We start from the raw sequence: 24986 nt of genomic DNA, 5'->3' as shown, positions 1-24986 counted from the left end.
TACTGTTTTTAGTGTTGCTTTTTTAAACCTTTTTGATCGGCTAATTTATACAATAAGTCCAAAGCTTCAGCTTTATTGTTCTGAATTTGTCCTTCTAGAATCGCTTCTTTGATTTCTTCTTTGAGATCTCCCACCAATTTAGAAGGTTTTAGACCAAAAATTCCCATGATTTCCTCACCTGAAACAGGCGGTTGGAAGTTCCTGACTTGATCTTTTTCCTCTACTTCAATGATTTTTTGTTCAACTTTATCGAAGTTGGACAAGAAACGTTGCACTTTGTTGTTGTTTTTGGAAGTGATATCTGCCCTGCAGAGGGTCATCAGGTCGTCCACATCATCTCCTGCATCGAAAAGAAGCCTCCTTACAGCAGAATCAGTTACTTTGTCCGATACCAAGGCAATAGGCCTAAGGTGAAGACGGACCAGCTTCTGCACATACTTCATCCTTTCATCCATCGGTAATTTCAGTCTTCTGAAAATGCCGGGGGTCATTCGGGCACCTTTGTCTTCATGACCATGAAAGGTCCAGCCCACTTTGGGATTGAAGCGCTTTGTGGCAGGTTTGGCAATGTCATGCATAATGGCCGCCCATCTCAGCCAAAGTTTATCGGTCATTACTGAAATGTTGTCCAATACCTGTAAGGTATGGTAGAAATTATCTTTATGGGATTTATCTCCAACAGAATCCACTCCCTGAAGTTCCACCATTTCGGGAAAGAACTGATGTAGGAGCTTACTGACAAAAAGCAGTTTGAAACCATAAGATGGCTTAGCTGTCATCACAATCTTGTTTAGCTCGTCGATAATCCTCTCCGCAGATACAATCTGCAATCTATGGGCATCATGGACAATGGCCAAAAAGGTGTCCGGCTCGATGTCGAATTTCAATTGTGCGGCAAAACGTACTGCGCGCATCATCCTCAGCGGATCATCCGAAAAAGTGATGATGGGATCTGTAGGGGTTTTGATGATTTTTCTTTTGATATCGCCAAGTCCATCGAAAGGGTCAATCAATTCTCCAAAATTATGGGCATTGACGGAAATTGCCATGGCATTGATGGTGAAGTCCCTTCTTTCCTGATCTTCCTGCAGGGTACCGTCTTCAACAATGGGTTTGCGGGAATCATGTCGGTAGGATTCTTTTCTGGCCCCGACAAACTCTACCTCCCAATCGTCCAGGCGGATATTGGCTGTACCAAAATTTTTGAAGACAGATAAGGGAACATGCTCATCAAAACTTTCTGCGACTTTCTGTGCCAAGTTGATACCTGAACCCACGCAGACAAAATCAATGTCCTTACAGGGTCTCTCCAAGATCAGGTCGCGGACATAACCACCGACCACATAGGTTTCATAACCCAGTTCATCGGCAACACGCCCAACTCTTTTGAATATGTCCAGTGATTCTAAATGTTCTTTAAAATTCATGCTTTCAGGATTTTGACATCCCCGTCGGGACTCAAAAACATTTCTTTAGTACCCGCACTCAATAGTGGGAAAAACTCATCCGTTGCCATGTCAAATTCTACAGTTTTGGAATATTGAAGGATAAGTGGCTGGGAATAAGCAAACAGCAATTTGTTCCAAAAATCTTTTTTGATGACGGCAAAACGTACGTTACCGTGTTCTATCGGACCGTTTTTTAGTATCCTGTTGACCGGGGTTTGGTAAATGGTAGGTTTGGTTGCAAACTCAATGATATCCAGTGAAACGTCAGAGAACTGTTCCGCCACAGATCTGATCTGAAAAAGGTCAAAAAAGAGGAAAATTCCCTCGAAATCATCATTTTCTGGGTTCCAATTTTCCAATGTGATCAGTTCCAAGATGGTACCATGCCCTTCTTTGATGCGGATTCTTCCTTTCTCTTTGATGATATTGACTGCTTCTTTGATTTCCACTTTGCTGTTTTTTTACAAAAATACGGTAGAATTTTGAGAGGAACACGAATGATGGGATTTAATGTGGATTTTTAATAAAAGGGAGAAAATTAAAATGGAAGCTGCGCTTGGTATATCGGATTTCGGATGAAGCTTGGTGAGATTGAGAGATTGGTTCTGTGGGGGGAAGGATCTTTGTGCCACGAATTCTTGTGCTGATAGGGATAACGACAGTCCAGCTTCTGGAGAAGCGGGACAGCTAACTCTGATGTTTAAATGATCACCGGACATGAATGATATCACATTTTTTACTTGCGGTCTTTTGAAGTCCAAATCATTTCTGATTATGATATAAGTCACTGATTATTAGTTTGTTAGTCAGTATTTTTATCTAAATCAAAAATCTACTGTCATGGAAAAACTAAAACATTTGATTTTGGGATTTTTACCATTGTTGATGGTGTTTTCCCTTTCTTGCGAAGGACCTGAAGGTCCTGCCGGCCCAGTTGGTCCAGCCGGTCCTACGGGTGCTGTTGGTGCTACGGGTCCAGCCGGTCCAGCCGGTATTGGTGCCTATAAATTCATTGACTTCGAAACAGTTGGTGAAAATTGGTTTTTGGAAAGTGATGAAGAGGAAAGTGGAATTACCTATGCTTATCTGACTTCAATTCCTGATATCACACCTACTGTTGTCAACTCCGGTGCAGTTTTGGCTTTTGTTCGTTTTGCCCAATTTGACGAATGGTCTGTATGGTCACCTCTTCCTTTTTCTTACAAATACGGAAGTACTGTCACTTCTCATCTGGCGTTTTTGTATGCCCCCTATTTTGTCGATGATCCTGAAAACTTCTTACTGTATACTTACGACAGTCACGGTGAAGCGCCTACTTGGGCAGGTTTAGAAGCTAAATTCAGAGTGGTCATTCTGTATAATTCTTCAGGTGCCAGAATTGATATGGATGCCTTGAATAAAATGTCCTATGAAGAATTGGAAACTCTTTTAAATAGCCTGGACTAGCACTTAGAAATCCCAGTTGATCTAAAATAAACCGTCATTAGGCGGTTTTTTACTTTTATCTCGGGATACAATTTCGAAATAAGACATCATGGATTTTAAACCCGCCAATACTCTAAATATACTGATCAAGGGAAAATTCTGAATGGCAAGATTTAAGGTAGTCAGGTGAAGAATCAGCCTGAATACTTCAAGGAGATTTATTAAGTTCCAGCTTCTGGAGAAGAAGGACAGCGCAGATAATGGAGTCCAGTTTCTAGAGAAGCAGGACAGCGCAGATAAAAAGTTCAGTTTCTGGAGAAGTAGGACAGCTTAGATAATAGGGTCCAGCTTCTGGAGAAGCAGGACAACTGGAAAATATTTAGGTCAGTTTCGGGCAGTGGAATTGGTTTGCCGATAATATGTCTGATTGAAAGCGTTATTACCAAAATCGTGATTGATTTATCACAACAATCAAAGAAAAAAAACGGTTTATGATGTATATTTGAATTTATACCCGGAAAAAAATAATTTGTTATCAAAAAGTTTCTAAGGATATTTTTCAAAATAATTGGGCTCACTTTTGCGGTGATTTTACTGCTGGTGATTGGATTGATTCTTTTTGTCAGAAGTCCCTGGGGACAGGATATCATTGTTCAAAAGGCAGTTCATTTTGTAAGTGAAAGGACAGGCACCAAAGTTCAGATTGACCGGCTTTACATGACATTCAGTGGGGATTTTCATCTTGAAGGCCTTTATCTGGAAGACCTGCAAGGGGATACTTTGGTTTACTCCAGAAAATTGGAGACAGGTCTGGGCATTAAGACATTACTCAGAGAAGGCGAATATGTGGTGTCCAAGTTGGAATGGGAGGGATTGCGGGCCAAGGTGAAGCGGGACAGTATTGGGCAGGAATTTAATTTTAACTTTTTGGTAAGGGCTTTTGTAGCTAAAGACCCTGCTAAACCTGATGCTGATGAAGTTTCAAACTCAGGTTTCCTGCCAAAAATTCAAGTTGGTCCGATTCGTTTATCAGATTTCCAAATCTTCTTTGATGATGAAGTAATGGGAACTAATGCAGAGGCTTCCTGGCAATACTTTGGCCTGGACATAGACCAGCTGGATTTGAATAAAATGGACTTTGGTATCGGTGATTTTACCCTTTCCCAATCAAAGTTCCGATATGTGCAAACCAAGGCTTTCTTACCTTCAGAAGAAACGGAAAAGAAGGAAGAGCCTGCCCTACCTCTATTGGTTTTGGATCAATTGATGGTCAATCAGGCTGACTGGTACTATGAATCCATTCCTGATGGTATTAAGGCTATTGTAAAGTGGGATGAACTTTCCTTATCTCTGCCCGAAGCTAACCTGGAAGACCAAAGAGTCCTTCTGAAATCCCTAATCCTGAAAAATGGGGATATAGACTTGGGGTTCATCACGGGCAATGAAGATGCTCCAAAACCGGAAACAGCAGATGATTCTCCAACTGCCTTCAACTTTCCTGATTGGTGGATTGAAGCCGGGGACATTGAACTTATCAATAGCCAGATAGTTTTCAGTCAGGATGGGCAAAAAATAAAGGAAGGGGAGTTTAATCCAGGAGCAGTAGCGCTCAGTGATTTCAACTTTTCCGCAAACAATCTTTTCTTGAAAGCCCCAAAGGCAGGCTTGAATATTGCGCAACTCACATTCCAGGAAGGAAGTGGATTTGCTCTGGAGTCACTTCAGACAAAGGTCTTGTTGGATGAACAGGGAATCCGGGTAGATGAATTTTTGATCAAAACTGCCGGGTCTAAACTTTCTGCAGATTTGGGTGTACAGTTTAATAGCTTAGCCGATTTCATTGAAAAGCCAGAAAAGGCTTCAATTGACCTTAATCTCAAGGAATTCGGGAGCAATCTTTCCGAAATTTTTTATTTCGATCCTGAGCTTAAACAAGATGTTTATATTCAGGAACTGGTCAAAAACGGATTGAGTGCCAAAGGCAGAGTCAGGGGTAATCTCAGTAATATAAAGGTTCAAGATTTCAATTTGGAATATGGCAAATCAAGTTCCCTCCAAGTTGAAAACCTCAACTTAAAGCAAGTTTTGGATCCTGATCAATTGCAATTTGAATCCGGGCCTATTTTTTTCAAAACCAATGCGGAGGTTTTGGAATCATTTTTAAGCGACTCAGGACTTAACCTGCCCTCGGAAATCCAATTGGAGGCAAAGGGAAAAGGAAACTTAAAATCAATATTTGCCGATGTCTTATTAAGGACCTCTGACGGCAATATCCTAATTAATGGTGATTTTCAAATGGACACTTTTTACAGTGCGGATGGGAAGATTTCATTGGAGAATCTTGATTTGGGCAAAATTTTGGACATTCCTCAATTGGATCCAATAAGTCTGATGACAGAAGTAAAAGGGAAAGCTTCCGGTATCGCTGACATTGAAGGAGATATCAAGTTGGATATAGGTCAATTGGTTTGGAACGGTAATGATTTTTCAGCATTGGAGTTTTATGCAGAAGCCAAGGAAGGTGCAGCAGATGCTGCATTGACTTTTAAAGCAGACTTTTTGGACATCGATTTGAGTCTTCAAGCCAAACTTGACAGTCTTCATCCGGAATTTGCTTTCAAAATTGACATAAAGAAACTTGAGGCAATGACCTTAGGATTGACCAAGAGAGATATCCGTGCTACAATGAATATTCAAGGGTTGGTAGAAGGTTCTTTTGAGGATTTGAAAGCAGTATTGGACATTCAAGATGGTTATCTTTTTTATGATAACAGGCCTTATCCCGTTGGGAAAATTGCCTTAGATGCACAGCTTTCTGAAGAAGGGTCATCGCTCCATCTGGATTCAGATTTTCTGAAAGGGTTTTTGAATGTCAATGGATCTTTTGCGGCTCTTTCCCAGTCATTGACCTTATATTTTGAAGAATTGATTGGAGGTACTGATGGCATCGAACAAAAATCCGGTTTGGTGGCTAAAAGTGAATTTGACTTTTCACCTACACCGTTTATTGATCAGTTATTACTGGCAGGAATAGAAGAGATGGATACGCTCCATCTTGATTTCATGTACAGATCTGATGAAAAGGAGTTAACGGCAAATGTGCTTTTGCCGGGGGTTAGGTATAGTGGAAGCCAACTTGATTCTTTATTGTTGAAATTTGCAGGAAGTGAAGGTAACTTGGATTTTTATATGGGTTTTGAAGGCTTTAATGCAGGTCCAGTTGAAATGGGTAAATCCTGGATTAATGCCAATTTTAAAGGGGAGGAAATATTTTTAGGTTTTTATTCTGAAGATGACCGGGAGACTGTCCTGGATGTAAAATCCTCCTTAGGTATTTTGGGAGACACCCTTATTTATCATATTGAACCGGAGGGTTTGATTTTCAACCGCCAAGCCTGGGATGTTCCACAGGATAATAATCTTCGGTTTGGTCCTAAATTTTTGGAATTTCATGAATTTATGTTTTCAAGAAATGGGCAAAATATCCGTTTTTCCAATCAGATCAAGAATTTTGAAGAAGATCATGTAGGGGTCATGATGCAAAATTTTGATATCAATACCTTTTTGGGTTTTCTTAATCCGGATACACCTTTGATTACAGGAGTTGCAAATGGGGAAGTAGTGGTCATCAATCCATTTGTGGCATTGGGAATAGTGGCTGATTTGGATGTAAGAGATATTGTAATTCTCGAGATTCCATTGGGTGTGATGGAAATGAGGGCTAAAGCGGAAACTTTAAAGCAATATGGATTTTTGTTATCCTTAAAAGAAGGAATGGTGGATATGGATCTGGCCGGAAAAATTATGGCTGATTCGGTCAGTTCCCAGTTAGATCTAAAATTAGATCTTTATGCTTTGCAGATGAAGATGCTGGAGATCTTGAGTGATGGGGCAGTCAAGGAAGGTAAAGGCTATATTTCAGCAGATATTGACCTGAAAGGTTCCTTTCAAGAGCCCGTTTATAAGGGAGTATTCAATTTCAAAGAAGCTGGCCTATTGGTCAGTGATCTGAATGCAAGCTTATTGATGCCTGACGAAAAAATTCAAATTGACAATTCCGGAATAATTCTATCTGATTTTAAGGTCATAGATGAAAATAAGCATGCATTTCTGGTGGATGGTAAGATCCTTACCGAAAACTTGACGGATCCGGATTTTGACCTGACTTTTTTTACTGAAGATTTCCAGTTTCTAAATTCCACCAGAGAAGATAACGATCTGTTTTTTGGAAAAGCCATTGTGGATCTTGACATGAAGGTCAAAGGTTCTTTGTCACTTCCTGAGATAAATGTGGCGATGAAAGTCAAAAGAGGGACGAGTGTTACTTTTATCGTACCGGAAAGTCAGTTGGAACTGGTAGAACGTACAGGTGTAGTCATCTTTGTCAATCATCAGGATCCCTATGATGTCATGTACCAAAGAGAAATGGATATTTCTACAAAAGGACTTGTGGGGTATGACGTCAGGGCAAAGCTACAGGTGGATCCCCAGGCGGTTTTTAATCTGATTGTGGATGAAAGAACAGGGGATAATCTCAGGCTTCAAGGTGAAGCAGATCTTAGCATGGTGATGAACCCGAATGGGAATATTTCCCTTTCTGGACGTTATGAAGTAGGTTCAGGTCATTATGAACTCAACCTTTTTGGGTTGGTCAATAGGAGGTTTGAGCTGGCCAAAGGCAGTACGGTAATTTGGAATGGAGATCCAATGGACGCCAGTCTCAATCTTCAAGCCAATTATAGTGTCAGGACCTCAGCTTCAGAATTGATGCAGGCACAATTGAGCGGTAGCAATACCGAAACCAAGGGTCAGTTTAGGCAGGTTTTGCCATTTTTAGTTTACCTTAAAATAGGAGGAGAGATATTAAAGCCTGAGATTACATTTGAATTGGATTTACCGGAACAGGACAGGGGGGCATTGGGAGGTTCTGTTTATAGTATGCTTCAACAGATCAATGACAAAGAAGATGAGTTGACTAAACAAGTCTTTTCATTGTTGGTGCTGAATCAGTTTTTCCCAATGGGAGGGAATGACGGAAGTTCTGGGGGAACGGTCAGTTTGGCCAGGTCAAGTGTAAGTCAGGTCTTGTCCAATCAGATGAATGCCCTTTCAGACAGGTTGTTCGGTGATTCAGGTTTTTCCCTTGATTTTGACCTGGATTCTTACACTGATTATCAGTCAGGAGGTGCTCAAGACCGAACGCAGTTGAATGTAGCGGCAAAACAGAGCCTGATGGATGAGCGCTTGGTGATCTCGGTAGGCGGTCAGGTGGATGTGGAGGGCAGGAGCAACCAACAGGTCAATCAGGGAGATGCGCTTTTTGGAGATGTCAGCATTGAATACCTATTGGACAGCAAAGGTCAATGGAGGGCAAAGGCTTATCGTAGAAATCAGTTTGAATCAGTGATCGATGGACAGCTTATTGTCACAGGGATCAGCTTTATATTCAATAAAGAATTCAATGCTTTTTGGGAATTGTGGAGGTCAAGGGCCAATAAAGAGGCCATTACCAAAGAAGAGGATGAAACTCAGAAAAACAATCCGGAATAACGTAATGAAATGATCAGGAAACTTTACATAGCAGCATTTTTGATCGGGATATTTTCTTCCTGCGGTGTGAAGAAATTCATTCCGGAAGGGGAACATTTGTATACCGGTTCTACTCTTGAATTGCGGGCAGAACTATCTAAAAAAGAGGAAAAGCAGTTACAAGGTGATCTGGAGAGTCTGATCAGGCCCAAACCTAATAGCAAGATATTAGGTGTTAGGTTTGGACTTTGGTCATATTACAAAGGGCAGAAAGAAAAGCCGGGATTTATCATTAGGTTTTTGAATAAAAAGTTTGGAGAGCGGCCTGTTTACCTTAGTCAAATGGCACCTGAAAGAACAGGCAATATCCTGATCAACAGACTGGAAAATAAGGGTTTTTTTTATTCCACCGAGGACTTTGAAGTGATTCAAAAGGACAAGTTTGCTTCTTTGGCATACAGACTGGATGTTTCAGCTCCCTATATTTTGGAAACTTATCAGTTACTGGCGGATACCCTTCCTGTCATGCGAGAGGTAGCTAATTCATTTGAGAACCGTTTGATGGTCAAAGGAAAAAAGTTGGATTTGGATGAATTGAAAAAGGAAAGGGAAAGGATAGACCAGGACCTCAAGTCCAAAGGATACTATAATTTCAATCCAGATCTTCTGATTTTTGAAGCGGATACCAATCAATACGAGGATAGGAAATATGATTTATACCTTCGCTTGAAAACCAATACTCCGGAAATTGCGATCCATCCTTATACAATTCAAAATGTTCAGGTTTTTCCGAATTATGGTCTCAATCAGGATATGGAAGATTTGGATACGGTAACAGTCAGGGGTATTGACATCATACAGCGTCCTGAGGTTTTCAGACCAGGTTTATTGGAAAACTATGTGTTGTTAAAAGAGGGAAACAAATTTAATCCCCAGAATTCCCGTTTGACGTCAAACAGGCTTTCCAACATTGGTAATTTCCGGTATGTGAATATTGCTTTTGACGAGTTAGACACTGTTAGGTCGGAAGATGGGACTTATCCTTTAAAAGCCACCATATTACTGTCTCCATTGAGTAAAAGAACGGTAAGAGCAGAAATACAGGGGGTGACCAAATCCAACAGTTTTGTCGGGCCTGCATTGATCCTGAATTACCAGAACAGGAATATGTTCCGAGCCGGAGAGATTTTGAATATCACAGGTAAGTTTGGCTATGAGCAACAGATACAATCTGGCAATAGGGATGCTTTGCGTTCCATTGAGTTAGGGTTGCAGGGTTCTTTGGTCTTTCCCCGGGTGCTATTTCCCGTACCTGTAATGAACCGTTTTCAGCATTCCATACCCAAAACGAGAATCAATCTTGGGTACGAATATCAAAACAGGACTTCCCTTTACCAATTGTCCTCTTATAATGCTTCTTTTGGGTATTTCTGGAATGTGAATCGCTATGTCTATCATGAATTTAATCCAGTGAGTCTTAGTATTGTCAATCTTGCCAATACATCTCCGGAATTTGAGGAGATATTGACGGCCAACCCTTTCCTGAGAAGAAGTTTTGAGCAGCAGTTTATTTCCGGGATGAATTATACCTTCAACTATAACCAATTGGTAGATGAGCATAGGAAGAATGCGATATTTTTAGGGGCAACTGTTGATTTGGCAGGTAATCTCTTTAGAGGGGCAAAAACCCTTTTCAATTCAGAAAACCCAGGTAGTATTTTTGGGTTGGAATTTGCCCAATACATAAAAGGAGATGTTGACCTCAGGTTTTACCACAAATTCACCAAAGAGAGTGTATTGGTTTCCAGGATTTTTGCAGGGGCAGGGGTGCCTTTAGGAAATTCTTTGTCTTTGCCATTTGTGAAGCAGTATTTTGCCGGAGGTCCCAGGAGTGTGCGTGCATTTAGGATTAGGTCATTAGGCCCAGGTTCATTTATTCCACAAAGTATCGGAAGCGGTGGATTTTTTGATCAGGCAGGGGATATCCGGTTGGAGGCAAACCTGGAATACCGTTTTCCTTTCAATAAATATCTGAAAGGGGCAATTTTTGCTGATGCAGGGAATGTTTGGTTGTTCAAAGAAAACGAGGCACTTCCCGGAGGAAGGTTTTCGGGAAACTGGGCAGAGGAACTCGGAGTTGGAGCCGGATTTGGATTGAGGGTAGATATTCAGATTTTTGTATTGAGGTTTGATTTGGCCACCCCTGTCAGAAGACCCTGGCTGGAAAAGAATGAGCGCTGGATGGAAGAGATCAGGTTTAACTCTAGGGAATGGAGAAGGGAAAATCTGATTTTGAATTTTGCGATTGGATATCCGTTTTGAGAGGCGAGAGGCGAGACTCAAGATACTAGACACAAGAGACAAGATACAAGACTCAAGATACAAGATACAAGACGCAAATCTCAAAATCCAAGAGCTAAGAGGGGAGAAGCGAGATGCGAGACATAAGATTTTTGATGGACCAAGTACCATGAACCAAGTACCAAGTAATATGTACCAAGAGTTAAAAGAGAGGAAAGGTATTGGTTTGTGTTGAGCTCAGGTTGTATTATCGGGAAATTTCTTGGGGAAGTGGTTGTAGCATACTTTTAGGATAGCCAAGGCTACAGTTTGATTAAATCCGATAAGTAGGCGGTAGGATATGAAAAAACCTCTATCGGAAACTGGCTGATAGAGGTTTTTAGCTTTTTTTGAACCTGAAAGTGATTAGGACAGGGATTGGTTTTCTTTAGATGCCAATTCCAATATTTTGTCATATTCTTCAGGGGTAAGGTCTTTGAAGAAGTAATTGACAGGGTTGACAAATTTCCCATCTTTCATCACTTCATAGTGAATATGGGGAGCTGTGGAGGAACCTGTATTTCCTACTGTTCCTATGATATCCCCACGTTTAACTTTTTGTCCTTTTTTAACTTTGAAGTCATTCATATGGGCATATCGGGTCACGAACCCGAAGCCATGATCTATTTCAATATATTTGCCATAACCGCCAAAAACAGTTTTCACTTCTTTAACGATTCCATCTCCCGTAGCATAAATCGGAGTTCCTTTTGGAGCTGCAAAATCAACCCCTGTATGCATTTTTCTAACTTTTAGAATAGGGTGGACCCTAACGCCGTATCCTGAAGCCAAAAGGTTTAGGTTTTCATTTAGGATAGGTTGTAAGGCCGGAATAGCTGCCCAGTATTCCTCTTTTTTAAGGGCCATGTCCGTGATTTCATCATAACTAATAGACTGCACATATAATTGTCTTTTCAAACCATCAATTTTACTGTGCAAGTTGATGATCATTTCTTCTTGGTTAAGGCCTTTTTCCCTTATATCCCTGTACCGATCAGTGCCACCGATACCCGCTTTTCTGATTTCAGGTGCCACAGGTTCCGACTCAAAAATAATTCTGTACAAGTTGTCATCTCTTTGCTGCAGGTCAGTCAGCATGCTGTTCATTTTCCCTACTTCTTCTTCCAGGAGACTGTAGTATAATTTTAGTTCACTGTTCTCTTTTTTGAGCATCAGTTCTTTGGGACTATCAAAATATGCGTTGAAAGCAATGATGAAAACAACAGCTAAAATTGATGCAAGCGATAAAAAACCTAAGGCATTAAGCGCTATGTCCCACCTGCTTCTCGTGTATCTCTCGTATTTACAGGTTTTTGGGTCGTAGTAATATTTTATTCTACTCATTACGTTTTGAAGGGTAATTCTTCTAATTTTGTAGCCTTTGAGGGCAATGGGTGATTTACTTCAAGGCCCACAAATATAAATAAAAATCTATACAATCCGAACATTCTCAAAAGCTTACATGGAAGCCAAATTAATCAGAAGTACTTTTATTGAGTTTTTCAAGTCCAAACAGCACCAATTTGTTCCTTCATCACCTATAGTGGTTAAAAATGACCCTACATTGATGTTTACCAATGCCGGTATGAATCAATTCAAGGATTATTTTCTGGGAAACGATGTACCTAAAGCGACCAGAGTGGCCAATAGCCAGAAATGTCTCAGGGTTTCCGGAAAACATAATGATCTGGAGGAAGTGGGTGTCGACACCTATCACCATACCATGTTTGAAATGTTGGGGAACTGGTCTTTTGGGGATTATTTTAAGAAAGAGGCGATTGAATGGGCATGGGAACTTTTGACTGAAGTGTACAAACTTCCAAAAGACAGGCTGTATGTTTCTGTCTTTGGAGGCGATGCAGGTGATAATTTGGATAAGGATATGGAAGCTTTCCAAATTTGGAGCGGCATAGTACCTGAGGACAGGATTCTTTTTGGCAATAAGAAAGACAACTTTTGGGAAATGGGAGATACGGGACCTTGTGGACCCTGCTCTGAAATCCACATAGACCTTCGTACTGACGAAGAAAGAAAAGCGGTCAGTGGCTATGATTTGGTCAATAATGACCATCCTCAAGTGATAGAAATCTGGAACCTGGTATTCATGCAATTCAATAGGCTTTCGGATGGAAGTTTGAAGGAATTGCCGGCCAAGCACGTGGATACCGGCATGGGATTCGAAAGATTGGTAAGGGCAATACAGAACAAATCATCCAATTATGACACGGATGTTTTCATGCCATTTATCAGGGCCATTGAATCCAAATCAGGATTACAGTATGGCCAGGATGAGAAGATAGATATCGCCATGAGGGTTATTGTGGACCATATCCGTGCGATTTCATTTACGATAGCAGATGGTCAGCTGCCTTCCAATAATAAAGCTGGTTATGTGATCAGAAGGATTTTGAGAAGGGCGGTGAGATATGGTTATACTTTCCTTGGTTTCCAGAAACCGTTTTTATATGAATTGTTGCCTTTGCTGGCAGAAAACTTCGGAGATATTTTTCCGGAAGTTGCCGCTCAGCAGGACTTTATAGCCAAAGTAATCAAGGAGGAAGAGGCTTCTTTCCTGAGAACTCTGGACAATGGCCTGAAAAAACTGGATCAATTGAAGGATGAACTGAATAAGAACGGTGGAAAGATCATTGATGGGAAAATTGCCTTTGAACTTTACGATACTTATGGATTCCCATTGGATCTTACCTCTCTGATTGCCAGGGAAAATGGGTTGTCTGTGGATGAAAAGGGATTTGTTTCTGAAATGGAAATCCAAAAGAACAGGTCCCGAGCTGCTGCTGAACAGGAAACCGGTGATTGGGTAATGGTCAGTCAGGAAGAGGGCGTAGAGTTTGTCGGATATGATTACCTGCAAGCACAAAGCCAAATTGTCAAATACCGACAAATCAAAGACAAAAAAGGGGACAGGTTTCAGATCGTCTTGGACAGGACTCCGTTTTATGCAGAGAGTGGTGGTCAAGTAGGAGATCAGGGATGGCTAATTACAGGGGAGGAACGCATACAAGTTTTGGATACTAAAAAGGAAAACGATCTGATTGTCCATTTTGTAAACAAGCTTCCTACAAACCCATCGGCTGTTTTTGAAGCAGAAGTAAATGCTGAAAACAGAAAACTGAGCATGAACAATCACAGTGCGACGCACTTGCTTCATGCAGCATTGAAGGAAGTGCTGGGAGACCATGTGCAGCAAAAAGGTTCATTGGTCAATGAATCTTTGTTGAGGTTTGACTTTTCTCATTTTGCAAAAATGACAGATGAAGAAATTGCTCAAGTGGAAAAGATCGTCAACACCAAAATCCGTGAAAATATTCCACTTAGTGAACAAAGGAATGTACCGATAGAAGAGGCCAAGAAGCAAGGTGCAACGGCCTTGTTTGGTGAAAAATACGGGGACTTTGTGAGAGTTATCACATTTGATAAAGCTTTTTCCGTTGAACTTTGTGGAGGAACCCATGTGCCTGCTACCGGAGTAATTGGTTTGTTCAAGATAGTATCAGAAGGATCCATTTCAGCGGGTGTAAGGAGAATTGAAGCGATTACGGCACAGGCAGCTGAGGATTTTGTCAATCAGCAGATCAACCTGGTTAAGGAGATTCAGGAAATGCTCAAAAGCCCTAAGGATATAAAGAAATCCCTAGAGGCCTTGCTGCAGGAAAGAAATGAGCTGAGAAAAGAGATTGAATCACTTCATCTTCAGCAGGCAGGTGCTTTGAAGGAGGAATTGATCAAGAAAGCAGAAAGTTTTCATGGTGTCAATCTCATTCTTGCAGAGATAAAGTTGCCTTCTGCTGATGCTTTGAAGAAATTGGCATTTGAGTTAAAAAATGAAGTTGATGATGTTTTAGCAGTTTTGGCTGCGGAAATTGACGGAAAACCACAGATTGCCGTGGTCATCAATGAGGACTTGGTATCTTCAAAAGGTCTGAATGCAGGAAATGCAGTGAGGGAACTGGCAAAAGAGATTCAGGGAGGAGGAGGAGGCCAACCTTTCTTCGCCACAGCAGGAGGTAAAAATCTTGCAGGTCTTCCCAATGTCTTGGCCAAGGCAAAAGGCTTGTTTGCAGACCAATTATAGAATAAAGTGATCCAAATTTGGTTTTGCTTGATTTAGCATCCATTTTTGGAAAATTGTAAGAAATCAGCGATAAATTATGCTTTCAGCAGACATTAAAAATAAATATGAATTGGTAGTAGGCTTGGAGGTGCATGCGCAATTGCTCACCCAAAGCAAAATGTACACCTCAGACTCTACAGAATTTGGAAATCTCCCCAATACCCATATTTCAGTAATTACCTTAGGCCACCCAGGTACTTTGCCAAAGGTGAACAGAAAGGCTGTTGAATATGCCATTAAAATGGGGTTGGCTTGTAATTCTGAAATTACCAGGACCAATATTTTTGCGAGAAAAAATTATTTCTATCCTGATCTTCCAAAAGGATATCAGATCACCCAGGACAAAGGGCCCATTTGTGTAGGAGGAGAAGTGCCGGTAACCTTATCTGACGGTACTAAAAAATCCATCACCCTGACCCGTATCCACATGGAGGAAGATGCAGGTAAGTCTATGCACTTGGCAGGTGAGGTAGATACCTTAGTGGATTTCAACAGGGCAGGTGTTCCTTTGATTGAAATCGTGTCAGAGCCGGATATCCGCTCTTCTGAAGAAGCTTATGCTTATTTGGTAGAGATTAAAAAACTGGTCAGGTATTTGGATATCTGTGATGGGAATATGGAAGAAGGCTCTCTGAGATGTGATGCCAATATTTCTGTCCGCATCAGAGGTGCGAAAGAATATGGTAAGAAGGTTGAGGTGAAAAACATGAACTCTTTCCGTAATGTGGCAAGGGCGATTGAGCATGAGTTTGAGCGTCAGATTGAATTGGCAGAAGCAGGTATTGAGATTGTTTCTGAAACCAGAACCTTTGATGCTACCACTGGTACCACTGCCAGTATGAGGACAAAGGAGGATTTGAACGATTACAGGTATTTTCCAGAGCCTGATTTAAGTCCTGTTATTGTCTCTGAGGAATGGCTGGAAAGTGTGAAAGTTTCGATGCCATCTCTTCCAAGGGAGCTGCACCGTAAATTTGTCGATTCTTTCGGATTGCCTGAATATGATGCAGGGGTCTTGACAGATAGTAAGGAGATCGCATTGTATTTTGAAGAATTATGTGGGTTGACCACTAACTATAAGGCAGCATCCAACTGGATGATGGGGCCTGTAAAGTCTTATCTCAACGAATTGACTTTGCATATTTCTGATTTTCCTATTCAGCCAAAAAGATTAGCTGATCTGATTGCCTTAATTGATGAGGGAAAAGTGAGTTTCTCAGTAGCTTCCCAAAAAATTTACCCGGTCATGTTAGAGGACAGCAGCAGGTCTCCTTTGGAGATTGCGCAAAGTCTGAATCTGATTCAGGAAAGTGATGAAGAGAGCATCAGGCCTATAGTGGAAAGTGTGCTGGCTGAAAATGAGGCTAAAGTTGCGGAATACAGATCGGGCAAAAAAGGTTTAATGGGGATGTTTATGGGGCAGGTGATGAAGAAATCCCAGGGCAAAGCTGATCCAAAAGTGGCTACAAAAATATTGACAGAACTATTAGAAAACTGATATGATACAAGTAACAAAAAACTTATTGGTCCTCTTACTGTTCATTTCTCTTGTCTCTTGCAGTCAGGATGCGAAGAGGGAATTTGACGGTAAGGTTGAAATCTCAGGAAAGCTGAGCAATGCGCCTGAAGGTAAAATTGTTCTGGCCATGATCAACGATGAACAGGCGGAAACCATTTCTGAAATCAATGTAGGATCAGGTGGGACTTATGAATATAATCTAGTCTTAGATGGCCCTGGTTTTTATGTCCTGAATCTGATGGATAAGAAAGAAGTGAGGCTGGCACTTTACGATCAAGATGTAGAGGTTAACTATGATTTCTCCAATGAGCAGAGCCTTGAGGTTAATGGTTCCACAGATTCACAACATATGCAGGCTATTGAAGCTCTGATGGCGGAATACCAGGAAAGCATCAACGAACTGAATACGGCCTATTTTGAAGCTATGGGCAAAAAAGATCAGGAAGAAATCAGGAATATCCAATTCAAAGCCATGAACCTGGAGTCTGATCATTCGGATAAAGTAAAGGCTTTATTGGGTACGATGGATGGTAGTTTTGCAGCCTTGGCTGGTTTGCCTATGATCAATCCCAAAAAAGATTTCCAATTCCTGGACGAGTTGGTGAGTAAAATGAATGAAAAATACCCTGGCTTCAAGACAGTTCAGAATTTGATGGCCCAGTTGGATGACATGCGGGCACTTTCAGTTGGGCAGGTGGCACCGGAAATTTCCTTACCAAATCCAGATGGTGAAATGGTTAATCTTTCTGATTTGAGGGGTAAATACGTATTGATAGACTTTTGGGCGGCATGGTGCAGACCATGTAGAGAAGAGAACCCAAATGTGGTCAGGTTGTACAATCAATACAAAGATCAGGGTTTTGAAGTTTTTGGAGTTTCCTTGGATAGGACTAAGGAGGCTTGGGTTAAAGCGATTGCAGATGATCAATTGACCTGGACGCATGTTTCTGATTTGAAATATTTCAATTCCGAAGCTGCCGCCACTTATCAGATCAATGCGATTCCGGCCACTTACATGATTGATCCTGAGGGGAGAATAATTGCAAAAGATCTTCGTGGGCCGACCTTGGAAAATAAACTCAAGGAATTATTTAACTGAGAAGTTGCCGTTTATAGAAAAAGGTCATGCCCATTTCAGGCATGACCTTTTTTATGTTAAAAATATATTTTAATTTCCTTCGTGTTCTTATGTGCAAAATAATGCGATTTTCATATACATTTGCGCAGGAAATCACCACAGAGTCCAATCAAAAAGAATCCTGGCCGGAACAAAAATCGTAAAAGATTTAATCAATCCAGGTCTATGGAATGCTTTTTGCAGGATTCCGTCAAGGTTAGAAAAAACAAACAATAATTATTAAACCAAAAATGAAAAAAAGAACCATTCAATCACCTGTAAGCAGGTTGCTTACCCTTGCTTTGTTTGGCTTGTTGGCCATGGGAGCATGTAAGAGTAAAAAGAAAGTTGTTGCCGCACCAGAACCAGCACCGGTTGAACAACCAGCCCCAACTCCTCCACCAGCTGCCCCACAACCTTCTGCTGAAGAAGTGGCTGTAGGTAAATTGGAAAATTATTTCAACAGTATTGCCCAGTCAAGCAATGTTGATGCTGCCAACAGGACCATCAATGAGGCTTTGGGTATGTTTTCTAACCAGGAAACTCCAGTGTTGATCGTGATTCACGAAGAAAGTGGCATCAAAGATTATGATGAGCCTACCACGATCAACAAATATTTGAACTACCTAAAAGACACCAAAAAGAACCTGAACTTCATTTCTGATATCAGATTGGATGCTAATGGTAGGGTGTCTGAACTGGAACTCCGTCGTAAAAAGTAATCTGTAGAAATTAATAAAATTATGAAAAGATATATTCCATTATTCCTGTTGTTGTTTTTCGCTACAGCAACAGTTTCTGTAGCCCAGTCTGACAATATCAGTCCTGCAAGAAAGCAGGCTATTGACTCCCTTGCTTTGGAAAAAGTAAAGGACTTGAGTAAATATATCAGCATCATCGGAAGTAAAGAAACACAATTCTCAGAAGCTAACCGTGTAATGGACAGGGCTGAGGAATTGTTTGCTCCAGGTGCCGAAATGGGAGTTTCTTCCATCAACAGAAAAGAAGTAGCTTATTACAAAGTAAGAAGATACTTTGAAAGATTGATGGCACTTAACTATGACAGGGTAAACATCACTTGGTATGATATTCATTACATTTCCGATTTGGAAAGACAGCCTGATGGCCGTTATGTTGGTGTTGTTACCGTTTACCAAAGATTTGAAGGTACTTCTTTGGAATCGGGACTTAACTACAGGGATACTACCAAGAAGGATATTACAATCTACGTAGAGAAAAAACAAACTCAGATTGCAGGTAGAACCATCGAGTTCTGGGATGTGATGTTGGGTGATATCCGTGTGACTGAAACCTCCGCATGAGAAAAATAATATTATCAGTTTTATTATTGATTTTATCTTTAGAGTTGGCACCGGGGCAAGGTTTATACAGCCCCGGTTCCCCTAAAGATGATGGTAGATTTGCCGCCTCTACCAAACAAGTAAATCAATTTTTTAGGAGATTCAATGCAGAGGAAAGTGTTGAAGGCAATCAGCGCTATTATCCAGGAGATGCATTGTACAGAGATAGGGAATTGAGGGGGAAATTCATTAGCATACTTTTTGATAACGAGACATCAGGTATCTCGAATGATTTGAAAAGGACATTTATGGGTGAGGTTCTTTCTGAAAATATGCCTCAGTATATCAATTTTCATAGAGAAGGTTGGTTTGCGGAAGTGAGTGCCATCTTTCAATACAGAGGTAAAAGAGAGAACGTAACTTTGTTTTTGAAAATTCAGCCAGAAGGCTTGGGCTACGAATGGGTAATTGATAAAGTAGTATTCGATCCCTTTAAAGACATTTTCAAGAAACCGGAAGGTGATGCCAAAGGTTTCTTGCATCCATTGAGTCACGAGTTGGGTTTTATGAATCTAAGAAAAGCATTTCAGGACTCTGATACTCCGGAAGCTTTTACTCCAAAAGAATATCAGCCTGATTACCTGACTTTGTTTTTGTATGAAATGAAAAGAGGAAATATCAAGTTTGAAACGATCATGGATGTGAAGTTTCACTTCTTCCAGATCAATAACTGGTATTTTGAACTAAACCAATTTAACAGACCTGGTTTCAATACAGGCTGGTTGATCAGTAACCTTGTCCAGCTTAAACCAGGGGATAAGGAGACATTATTGAAGTATATCTATGATCAGAAATAAGAAACATCTTATTTTATCGCTGTTTTTTCTGGGACTATTTTCAAATCTGTATTCCCAGGATATTGCCGGTTATTCCAAGCAGGAGATAAAAGACCTCACTTCAAAAGTGGAGGATCAGATCCACTTTTTGGAGTATTTCTTCAATACTGTGGGTAGTCATGAGACACCAGCCAGGGATAAAGACGTTATTATCCGTGAAAGCTATCAGAAGATCTTCAGAGATGGAAAAGTACAGGTAGAGGATGATTTACTTTTGGATAGAAAAGTCATTACCAATAAAGATATAACTGCATATTTGAAGGATATTGAGTTTTTCTTCAGGGATGCTGCTTTTAAATTTAAGGTTAGGGAAATCAAACCATTTGTAAGAGACAATGGTGAGTTATCATTTTTGGTGTCAATGGACAGGACCCTTACAGCAGAAGGGTTGAATAAGGAAAAAATAACCAATACCAAACCTAGGTTTGTTGAAATCAATGTGGACAAAAGGTCCAATGAAATGAAGATTGCGAGTATTTATACGACCAAGCTGAGCAGGGATAAAGAGCTTCAGGAATGGTGGGGCAATCTTTCGTATACTTGGGAGAGTTATTTCAGGTCAAAAATAGGATTGTCTGAAAGTGATTCTGTCACTGTGGAAGATCTGTATAAAATCAGTTCTTTGGACAGCATCAATCTTGCAGGTAATCAGTTCGTGATTGATCTTGAGCCAATTGAAGCTTTAAGAGACCTGAAATATATTGATATCAGCAACACCAATATTCAGGAACTGAACCCAATCAGTAATGTGACATTTCTGACGTATTTGAATATTGCAAATACTCCTACACAGGATATTCAATTTATCAAGTACTCCGATAGATTGGCTCACTTGAACATTTCAGGGACGAAAATCACCGATATCAGTGAATTGGGTAATCTGAAACAGCTACATACTTTGGAGGCTATCAGTACTCCAATTAATAGTTTCGGTGTTTTGAATTCATTTGAATCCCTAAAGTCACTTAATTTAAGGTCAAGCGGGTTTAATAATGTAGAAAACATCAGCGAATTAGAGGGACTTACCCATTTGGACATCAGCGGTAACTATCTAATAAACTTCGAATTGCTGTCCAGCCTTATCAGTTTGGAAGAAATCAACCTTCAGGAAACCAATATTGTGGACCTTGCACCATTATTGGATTTGCCTATGCTAAAAGTTGTCAATATCAATCAGACAGAGGTTACTGATTTATCTGCATTGAATGATAAGTTTACCTTGCAGAGGGTGTATGCTGATAGAACTAGGATTTCTGAAGAAAACGCAGATGTTTTCTCAAGAAGAAATAGGAGGGTTTTGTTGATCCACCATGTGGAAAATCTTCAGACTTGGTGGGATGGATTACCTGCCGCATGGAAGGGAGTTCTGATCAATATGAATCCTGCACTGGCGAGACCAGTACCAGCCGTTGAGGATTTGTCCTACACAATAAACCTAGACTCCTTGAATTTAGCAGGAAGTGAAATTTCCACATTAGGACCTGTTTTGAAGTTCAGAAAAATCAATTGTTTGAATTTTGATGATACAGGCGTTCAGGATTTATCCCCTTTGGCGGATATCAAAACATTGACTTCCATATCGGGGGCAAATACCAAGGTCAGTTCCCTACAGCCTTTGTCCAATCTTACAGGTCTTAGACATGTAAATTTTCCGGATGCTCCTGTAAATGGAATAATCATGCTGAAAGACCTGCCTGAATTAGTATATCTGAACATCAATCAGGCAAGCTTCAATGAAGAGGAAGTTCCGGAATTATTGAAATCCAACCCTAAGCTTAATATAATTTACCGATCTGAGCTCTTGGATAATTGGTGGAATGCACTTGATGGTGTGTGGCAAAACATCTTTAAATCCCAGTTTGGAAATGGGAAAAATCCAGATATGGAAATGCTGCACCAATGGACAGCAAGTCCTGAAGTGAGCATTCAGGGTGCTTCTATTTCGAATCTTTCTCCACTGACAATTTTCAATAATCTCAGGAAATTATCGGTGTTTGATGTGCCTTTGACAGATGCTTCTGCAGTGGCGGAATTAAAGCTGCTTGAGGAACTTAAAATCTCACAGGCACCTATAACTGATCTTTCAATCTTATCAGGTTTAGATAAGCTCAAATTTCTTGATCTATCCAATACAGGTGTGGATGATCTTAGACCCCTTGGAAACCTAACAGGTTTGGAAGAATTGAATGTTTCAGGTTCAAATGTAAAAGTTTTAAGGGGACTTGAGGGACTTAATAATTTGAAGGAATTGGATATAGCCAGTACAAATGTTCGATCTTTGAAACCCGTGACGGGTCTTCCATACCTTAGAAGATTAACATGCTTCAATACCAGGTTGAATAAAAGAGCTGTAGACACTTTCAAAAGACTTAATCCTGAATGTGATGTCCGGTACTATTAAGGTATTCTAATCATTGAAATTCAAGATTGAATAAAAAGTAAAACCCTGAAATTATTCAGGGTTTTGCTTTTTTAAGACCTGCTCCAAACTTATTCTAAGAATTTGACCCATTTTTGAGCATTTCAAAAAATCAGGATTTTGATAGTGTTTGGCCAATTCTTTTTTCAAGGAGTCTATGTTTTCCGGTGTGGAAATGGTGTCTTCTTCAAGACTTTTGAGTAAGTCTTCAATTTCCGTAGGAGAGCTTTTGAGGCGCGTCGCAATCAAGGCACGTTCCTCTCTTTGGTACTGAAGCATAGATTCTGGGGTAATATGCTTGATGCCCAACTGTATCAAGGCATTATTTTGCTTAAAGTACTGTGGTAGGTAGATGGATTTTTTGCCCTCATAAGATTGCTGGTCGAAATCAATAGCCCTTATCCTATAGTGGATTTCTTCAAAATCAGGTGTAATATCCACTACAAAATTGGAGGAATGCATGTCACCCAATAGCCTGACAAAGCAGCGCTCATTAAATTTCACAAACTCTTTTGCCAACCTAATGGGGTTGAGTACATTGTCAGTGACATATTGCCGCATAAATTGTTCTCCAGGAATGCCGGCGATATGTTCTTCAATGAGGGTAGTTTGGTGAACCAGGTAATTGATCCGATTAGGGGAGAGTAGGTGCTCCAATTCTAGTCCATAAACCCTTGATGCATCTGCATTCTTGACATAGAAATAGTCGAAGTTGTCATTGATCTTATTAACTATCCTAACACGGAATGGTTGTGTATTTCCATAAACGCAAAGATCGATCCGGTCTACATATAAGTGTTCCATGACACTCATATCACCTTCTGCCTTCAGAAGGGAATAGATTTTTTTAACATTATAGTGGATCTCCTCTCTATCTGATTCTGAGAATAAAACTGTTTCCCATAAGGTGTCATTTCCCTTAAAGTCATATAAGGGGATGGAGGAGCTGTATCTCAGCAAATCCGCATAATGAATAGGGAAGTCCACTTCCCTTCCATATTTTCGCAGATACTCCCTTAGCCCATTGCTAATGGGATAAATGAGTTTTTTTTTGCTGATCAATGCCATATCAGTCTTTGGATTAGGCGGTGAGTTCCTTTTCTTTTTTCAACAAATACCTGTCAAATACAAAAGGACCAAAAGGAAGTATTGATGCAACGAGGGCAAAAAATGTTTTACTGAAATTCCACTTCGCTGCTCTAGCAGTAGGAAAAACCACATAAATATAAATCACAAATAATATCCCATGGGCCCAGCCCACATAAGTGACAGCCAAAGGCATATCCATGATGTACTTGAGCGGCATGGCAATAAAAAGAAGCAATAAGAAAGAGATACCTTCTATTATACTAATGAATTTAAAGCGTGTCAACCAGCTTTGTTTAGCCGTTTTGTCTGTCATAATTATTTCTTGGTAATGTTAAATAGGACTTGAAGTTCACTCCAAAGAGATTTTTTGAGATTGACTTGAGTACTTATCTGTGCCAAATCATCTGCAAAGAGGTATTCAATATCATCTTCCTGCAATACTTCATACAACTTTTTCCTCCTGGAAAGGATATCATGGTGGATGTTGCCGAATACGATTATTTTGTTTGGATTCATGGCCAAAATAGAGGACATAGGAACCTCTTCTATGACTAGGGAACTGGTCAGCGCAATGTCTTTCAATGAACAACCAACGGCACCCAAAATTTTAAATAATAACTCCTGATGTTCATGAGTTAGTTCATTTCCTTCGTAGGTGACCAAAACTCCTTTTTCAAAACCACCTTCATATGTTAACTCAAGTACTTCATCCGAGCCGATGCTTTCCTCTTCACCTGTTGGTTCTTCGGATTCAAGTTTGGTTTCGGCCGTTAATATCAACTGATTTTTTTCTTCTGGAATGATATACAGGCCCTCGTTCAAAAAAAGGTTCAAATGGTGAATACTCATCTTTTCCATGGGCCTAAATTGAAGAAAAAAAAGCCAAATCCCAAGTTAGATAATCCGATTTGCGTTGTTCAGTAAGATGTTTCTGAATATTTACTGCTTATATTCTTCAAAAGCCCAACATGGTTTTCTTAGCAAACGAAGTTTGGAATTTTCGGAAAGGTGAAACGAAGTTTAAATTGGAACTGTGAGAGAAATAAAAATGCTCTTAAAAAGTATTTGAGCATACTTTCCAAGAGCATTTTTTATTGATTCAATTTGCAGCTTAAGAAAATTTATTCGCCCAAATTGATATTATAAGGACAAATGACCAATAAAAAGTTTTTATTTGGATCCTTCGTTTTCAAGGTTGAAGATGGACTTTAATTCAACGGCATCTTTTGGATCCATCCTTTTGGCCAGTACTAGTCTAAGCTGCCTTCTTCTCAATGCCCCTTCGTACAATTCAATTTCTTCTGGAGTTTCGGGCTCAACTTCCGAAACTTCTATAGGTCTTCCATTTTGATCCACCGCTACAAAGGTGAAAAAGGCTCTGTGCGTCATGATCTTTTTGTTTGCAGGGATATCTTCTGCCCACACCTCAATAAATACCTCCATGGAAGAATTGAAGGCCCTTGTTACCTGAGCTTTCAAGGTGACCACATTACCCAAAGCTATAGGATGTTTGAAAGAAATACTGTCAGCAGAAGCGGTTACGACAATTCTATTGGAATGTTTCTGTGCGGCTATTGCTGCCACGATATCCATCCAATGCATCAACTTTCCACCCATTAAATTGTGTAAGGTGTTAGTGTCGTTGGGTAAAACCATTTCGGTCATTACCACCTCTGATTGTTTTGCTAACTTCTTTCTGGTCATAAAAACTTTATTTAACACAAAAATACAGAATTTTAATCTGATTTAATAATTTTTGATATTTTTA

The 24986-nt window shown here is 40.2% G+C and carries 17 protein-coding genes; 10 read left to right on the top strand and 7 right to left on the bottom strand.

Going from position 1 to position 24986, the window contains the following annotated elements; translation table 11 throughout:
- Positions 1-8: 8 nt before the first annotated feature.
- Both ACFFIP_RS00805 and ACFFIP_RS00800 read right to left on the bottom strand, forming a co-directional pair.
- Positions 9-1427 (bottom strand): CCA tRNA nucleotidyltransferase, encoded by a 1419-nt coding sequence (locus ACFFIP_RS00805; protein WP_382385655.1) that lies wholly within the window; start codon positions 1425-1427, stop codon positions 9-11.
- Complete coding sequence (locus ACFFIP_RS00800) at positions 1424-1897, bottom strand: hypothetical protein (protein ID WP_382385654.1); 474 nt, start codon at positions 1895-1897, stop codon at positions 1424-1426. Before ACFFIP_RS00800 ends, ACFFIP_RS00805 begins: the two co-directional genes overlap by 4 nt.
- Before the next feature lie 391 nt (positions 1898-2288).
- Between ACFFIP_RS00800 and ACFFIP_RS00795 the strand changes: the two genes are divergently transcribed.
- The 3 genes from ACFFIP_RS00795 to tamL all read left to right on the top strand — a co-directional run bounded on the left by ACFFIP_RS00795 (position 2289) and on the right by tamL (position 10724).
- A complete protein-coding gene (locus ACFFIP_RS00795; protein ID WP_382385653.1) occupies positions 2289-2894 on the top strand; it encodes a hypothetical protein in 606 nt (201 codons plus the stop codon).
- 564 nt (positions 2895-3458) lie between these two features.
- Positions 3459-8423 (top strand): translocation/assembly module TamB domain-containing protein, encoded by a 4965-nt coding sequence (locus ACFFIP_RS00790; RefSeq protein WP_382385652.1) that lies wholly within the window; start codon positions 3459-3461, stop codon positions 8421-8423.
- Between the two features lie 9 nt (positions 8424-8432).
- Positions 8433-10724 (top strand): translocation and assembly module lipoprotein TamL, encoded by a 2292-nt coding sequence (gene tamL / locus ACFFIP_RS00785; RefSeq protein ID WP_382385651.1) that lies wholly within the window; start codon positions 8433-8435, stop codon positions 10722-10724.
- 384 nt (positions 10725-11108) lie between these two features.
- Here the strand turns inward: tamL and ACFFIP_RS00780 are convergent, their stop codons facing one another.
- Complete coding sequence (locus ACFFIP_RS00780; RefSeq protein WP_382385650.1) at positions 11109-12086, bottom strand: M23 family metallopeptidase; 978 nt, start codon at positions 12084-12086, stop codon at positions 11109-11111.
- Between the two features lie 118 nt (positions 12087-12204).
- On the opposite strand from ACFFIP_RS00780, the gene alaS reads away from it, so the two are divergent.
- From alaS to ACFFIP_RS00745, 7 genes are all read left to right on the top strand, one after another.
- A complete protein-coding gene (gene alaS, locus ACFFIP_RS00775) occupies positions 12205-14838 on the top strand; it encodes an alanine--tRNA ligase (protein WP_382385649.1) in 2634 nt (877 codons plus the stop codon).
- Between the two features lie 76 nt (positions 14839-14914).
- The gene (gene gatB / locus ACFFIP_RS00770; RefSeq protein ID WP_382385648.1) at positions 14915-16375 is read left to right on the top strand and encodes an Asp-tRNA(Asn)/Glu-tRNA(Gln) amidotransferase subunit GatB; all 1461 of its coding nucleotides are present in this window, start codon (positions 14915-14917) and stop codon (positions 16373-16375) included.
- A gap of 1 nt (position 16376) precedes the next feature.
- Positions 16377-17495 carry a peroxiredoxin family protein gene (locus ACFFIP_RS00765; protein WP_382385647.1) on the top strand — a complete coding sequence of 373 codons (1119 nt, stop codon included), beginning with the start codon at positions 16377-16379 and terminating at the stop codon, positions 17493-17495.
- Positions 17496-17764: 269 nt separating this feature from the next.
- On the top strand, positions 17765-18235 hold the full coding sequence (locus tag ACFFIP_RS00760; RefSeq protein ID WP_382385646.1) for a nucleoid-structuring protein H-NS: 471 nt from the start codon (positions 17765-17767) through the stop codon (positions 18233-18235).
- A 21-nt stretch (positions 18236-18256) separates the two neighbouring features.
- The gene (locus ACFFIP_RS00755) at positions 18257-18835 is read left to right on the top strand and encodes a hypothetical protein (protein ID WP_382385645.1); all 579 of its coding nucleotides are present in this window, start codon (positions 18257-18259) and stop codon (positions 18833-18835) included.
- Positions 18832-19671 carry a hypothetical protein gene (locus tag ACFFIP_RS00750; RefSeq protein WP_382385644.1) on the top strand — a complete coding sequence of 280 codons (840 nt, stop codon included), beginning with the start codon at positions 18832-18834 and terminating at the stop codon, positions 19669-19671. The genes ACFFIP_RS00755 and ACFFIP_RS00750 overlap by 4 nt, the downstream gene beginning before the upstream one ends.
- Positions 19658-22111: a leucine-rich repeat domain-containing protein gene (locus ACFFIP_RS00745; protein WP_382385643.1), complete on the top strand. Its 2454-nt coding sequence runs from the start codon at positions 19658-19660 to the stop codon at positions 22109-22111. The genes ACFFIP_RS00750 and ACFFIP_RS00745 overlap by 14 nt, the downstream gene beginning before the upstream one ends.
- Positions 22112-22162: 51 nt before the next feature.
- On the opposite strand, the gene ACFFIP_RS00740 is transcribed toward ACFFIP_RS00745, so the two are convergent.
- The 4 genes from ACFFIP_RS00740 to ACFFIP_RS00725 form a co-directional block, all read right to left on the bottom strand.
- Positions 22163-23197: a hypothetical protein gene (locus ACFFIP_RS00740; RefSeq protein ID WP_382385642.1), complete on the bottom strand. Its 1035-nt coding sequence runs from the start codon at positions 23195-23197 to the stop codon at positions 22163-22165.
- Between the two features lie 13 nt (positions 23198-23210).
- Positions 23211-23531 carry a DUF3817 domain-containing protein gene (locus tag ACFFIP_RS00735; protein ID WP_382385641.1) on the bottom strand — a complete coding sequence of 107 codons (321 nt, stop codon included), beginning with the start codon at positions 23529-23531 and terminating at the stop codon, positions 23211-23213.
- Positions 23532-23533: 2 nt separating this feature from the next.
- Complete coding sequence (locus tag ACFFIP_RS00730) at positions 23534-24067, bottom strand: hypothetical protein (RefSeq protein ID WP_382385640.1); 534 nt, start codon at positions 24065-24067, stop codon at positions 23534-23536.
- Between the two features lie 321 nt (positions 24068-24388).
- Positions 24389-24922: an acyl-CoA thioesterase gene (locus tag ACFFIP_RS00725; protein WP_382385639.1), complete on the bottom strand. Its 534-nt coding sequence runs from the start codon at positions 24920-24922 to the stop codon at positions 24389-24391.
- Positions 24923-24986: the final 64 nt, after the last annotated feature.

The sequence above is a fragment of the Fontibacter flavus genome, from assembly GCF_042432905.1.
GTDB classification, from domain to species: domain Bacteria; phylum Bacteroidota; class Bacteroidia; order Cytophagales; family Cyclobacteriaceae; genus Fontibacter; species Fontibacter flavus.
Note: the sequence above shows the minus strand (reverse complement) of the source record. Positions and strands in the feature narration are given on the sequence as shown.